This is a genomic window from Neobacillus paridis (assembly GCF_016765675.1).
Classification (GTDB): Bacteria; Bacillota; Bacilli; order Bacillales; family Cytobacillaceae; genus Neobacillus; species Neobacillus paridis.
In genome coordinates, this window is record NZ_JAESWB010000006.1 from 1 (window position 1) to 560 (window position 560).

1 protein-coding gene is annotated in these 560 nt (G+C 46.8%); it reads left to right on the forward strand.

The genetic code is table 11. The features are described 5' to 3' along the window. Positions 1-33: 33 nt before the first annotated feature. Positions 34-560, forward strand: a 527-nt coding sequence (locus JK635_RS01385) for an acyltransferase family protein (RefSeq protein ID WP_235887825.1), incomplete at its 3' end; no start/stop codon positions are given.

A 560-nucleotide genomic window follows, 5' to 3' on the forward strand; every position in this document is an offset into this window, starting at 1 on the left:
ACATGGGTAGTGATGGCGGGTGTGACATGGTCGTTGCCATATGAATGGTTCTTCTATTTTGCACTTCCGGTTATGGCTTTCACGGTTCGGTCTGTCCCACCGGCACCGTTCCTGCTGGCCAGCTTATCCAGCATTGCATTCGCTTATACATATGGGCTAGAAAATCATCATCTGCTTGCGTTCGGAGGTGGAATTTTTGCAGCACTTGTGAATCGGTCTAATACGATACGCACGATTGGACGTTCATGGCTGGCACCTTTAGTTGTTGTAGCATGCTTCGTCTCGGTAGTAGCGCTGTTCCCGACAGCGTATGGTTATCCCCAGTTAATGCTCATTTCCGTCGCTTTTACGTTGATTGCGGCAGGTTGTAGCCTGTACGGGATATTCACTAATTCCGTTTCGAAAGCATTAGGTGAAATGGCATACAGTATCTACTTGTTGCACGGAATCTTTTTATTTACTGTAATAGACCTGATTGTGGGTAGAGAAAACGTTGCGCAAATGTCGCCGTTAGCTTATTGGCTCCTGATCGTCACGATGACACCACTAATGATTTTGGG